Consider the following 3,038-nt stretch of genomic DNA (forward strand, 5'->3'; position numbering starts at 1 on the left):
CGAGGGTGGCCGCGGCGGCGGCGCGGGCGCGCCGGATCAGGTCGTCGCCCGCCTCCGCCGCGGCGCGGACCGCCTCCTCGTCCCCCGCGGCGCGGGCGCGGGCCGCCAGTTCGGCGTGCGCCCACAGGCCGACCGCCGCGATGCGGATGACGGGGGACTCCTGCGTGTAGACGCTCTCCCGCAGCGTCCGCTCGACGTGCTCGATCGCGCCCGCGAAGTCGCCGTTCCAGAGCGCGTGCTCGGCGGCGAGGCCGTGCGCGACGTAGTTGAGGAACGCGTCCCGCGCCCACAGCGGCGCGATCCAGCGCAGCCGCTCCTCCACCGCCGGGCTGCCCTGCGCGACCTCGGTGAACAGCGCGTACGCCGACACCTGCGCCTCCGGCGTCCGCACGACCCGCACCCCGAACTCGGCGCCGAGCCGGTCCGCCTCGGCCCAGTCGCCGGCGGTGTAGTGGATCAGGTACCGCAGGCAGCGCAGGACGATCCCGTAGGTGCTCCAGCCGAGCCCGGCGTCCATCGTCCACTTCACGGCCTCGTCGGCGGCGGCGGTGGCGCCGGCGAGGTCGCCGCGGTCGAACTTCGCCCGCGCGTGGTGGAACGCGGCGCGCAGCGCGACGACCTGGCGGCCGCCCTCCAGCGCCAGGTCGCGGGCCCGCGCGAACACCTCGACCACGTCCGGGTCGGCCTCCCGCGTCTCCCGGTACACGCCGAGCGTCACCAGCAGGCTCGCCTCGGCGCCGGTGGCGCCGGTGGCGCGCGCCAGCTCGACCGCCTCCTCCGCGACCGCGGGCATCTCGCCGTGGTCGTCCCGGTACAGCAGGGTGCGGGCGTAGGTGGACAGGGCGGCGGCGCGCTCGGGCAGCGGCGGGTCCGGCGGCAGCATCGCGACGGCGGCGCGGGCCATCTCCTGCGACTCGTCGTCCTCGTCGACGTCGGCGAGGTACTCGGCGAGCCGGTCCCGGATCCGGGCGCCGAGCACGACGTCCGCGGGGTCGGCGAGCTCCAGCAGGCGCCGTAGCCGGGAGATCGCGCGGCGCTGCTCGCCCGCCCGCCCCGACGTGCGGACGGTGTCGAGCGCCAGCCCCATCCGGTCGGTGCCGGACGCGCCCTCGGGGTCCGGGACCGCCTCCCACAGCTCCAGGGCCCGGTCGTAGTGCTCGAACGCCTCGTCGGGCGCGCCGAGCCGCTCGGCCTCCCGGCCCGCCCGCACCGACGCGGCGAACGCGGTCGGCAGGTCGTGCGCGGCGAGGCTGTGGTGCGCCAGCTCGGCGGCCGACCCGCGCCGCCCGTCCGGCGGGGCGCCGGGGCCCGCGCCGAGCATCCGGGCGAAGTCGGCGTGCAGCCGGGTCCGCTCGCCGGGCAGCAGGTCGGCGTAGACGGCCTCGCGCAGCAGCGCGTGCCGGAAGGTGTACCCGGTGCCGGCCGGGACGAGCAGCTGGTGCGAGACGACCTCGCGCAGCGCCTCCCCGACCGCGGCCTCGTCCAGGCCCGCCGCCCGCCGGACCAGCTCGTCGTCGATGCGGCGGCCGGCGACCGCGGCGACCCGGACGACCCGCTGCGCGCCCTCCGACAGCCGCTCGACCCGCGACAGCAGCAGGTCCGCGAGCCCGGCGGGCAGGTCGTCGCCGGTGCTCTCCGCCGAGTACAGCTCGGCGGCGTAGAACGCGTTGCCCTCCGAGCGGCGGTGCACCCGCTCGACGGTGCCGGCGGTGACGGCCGCGCCGCCGCCCGCGAGCCCGGCCAGGTACTCGGCGGTCTCGGCCGGGCCGAACGGGCGGACCTCGACGCCGGTCACGGTCGGCAGCCGCAGCAGCTCGGCGACCACCGGCCGCAGCGGGTGCCGGCGGTGCAGGTCGTCGGAGCGGTAGGTGCCGACGAGGCAGACCCGCTCGCGCGACAGCACCCGGCTGAGGAAGGTCAGCAGGTGCCGGGTCGACCGGTCGGCCCAGTGCAGGTCCTCCAGGACGAGCAGGACGGGCCGGTCCCGCTCCTCGGTGCGCGCGCCCAGCTCGCCGAGCAGCCCGAGCACCGCGCCGAACAGCTGCTGCTGGCCGAGCTCGGACGCCGCGTCGGGTGGTCCCTCGCCGTCCGGGAGCAGCCGCCGCAGCACCGGGCGGGACTCCAGCGCCGCGCGCACGTCGGCCGCCTCCGGGCCCGTGCCGCGTGACGCGGTCCACAGCGCGTCCGCCAGAGGCAGGTACGGCATGCTCTCGCCCAGCTCGGCGCACTGCCCGACCAGGACCGTGCAGTCCCGCTCGCGGGCGGCGGCGGTGAGCGCGGACACCAGATGCGTCTTGCCGACGCCGGCGTCGCCGCTGACCAGCACCACGGCGGCGCCGCCGGCGGCGGCCCGGTCCAGCGCGCCGGTCAGCTCCGCCAGTTCGGCGGTCCTGCCGATCAGCACCCAGCCGCCCCTTTCCGTCATCCCGCACACTATCCCAGCGGAAGGGATGAACCGCCTCGCGCGGCCTGCGGGCCGGCTACCCGGTGGCGCCCTGGTCCGCGGCGAAGCGGGAGGCGAGCGCGGCCTTGTCGGGCTTGCCGCCGGGCGTGCGCGGCAGCTCGTCGATCTCCCACAGGTGCCGCGGCTCGCAGCGCGCGCCGAGCGCGCCGCGGACCAGCGCGCGCAGCCCGTCGAGATCGACCGGCCGGCCGTCCCGTCCGACCACGACGCCCGCGAGGACCCGCCCGGCGGTGTGCGGGAGCGCGAACACGGCGGCGTCGAGCACGGCCGGATGGCCGCTGAGGACGTGCTCGATCGGATGGGCGTACAGGCCGCCGGGGAGCCGGTCCTCGGCCCGGTCGAGCAGGAACAGGTGCCCGTCGCCGTCCAGGCGGCCGACGTCGCCGGTGCGCAGCCAGCCGTCCCGGGACGCCGCGGCGGTCCGCGCGGGGTCGTCCACGTAGCCGCTCATCCGCTGCGGCGTCCGCGCCCACACCTCGCCCGCCTCGCCCGCGGGCAGGTCGGCGGGGCGGCGGGCGGCGGAGTTCCTCGAGTAGGCCGGCGCGCGGCGCGCGCGCCACCAGATGCAGAGAGG

Annotated in this window: 2 protein-coding genes; both read right to left on the reverse strand. The window is 78.2% G+C overall.

Features of this window, described 5'->3' with window-relative positions:
* Window positions 1-2,425 (reverse strand): ATP-binding protein (locus ABZ914_RS49460; RefSeq protein ID WP_500201527.1); only part of this gene is annotated, 2,425 nt, incomplete at its 3' end.
* Between the two features lie 55 nt (window positions 2,426-2,480).
* Window positions 2,481-3,038, reverse strand: a 558-nt coding sequence (locus ABZ914_RS49465) for a class I adenylate-forming enzyme family protein (RefSeq protein ID WP_500201528.1), incomplete at its 5' end; no start/stop codon positions are given.

This window comes from Spirillospora sp. NPDC046719 (genome assembly GCF_040645715.1).
Taxonomy (GTDB): domain Bacteria; phylum Actinomycetota; class Actinomycetes; order Streptosporangiales; family Streptosporangiaceae; genus Spirillospora.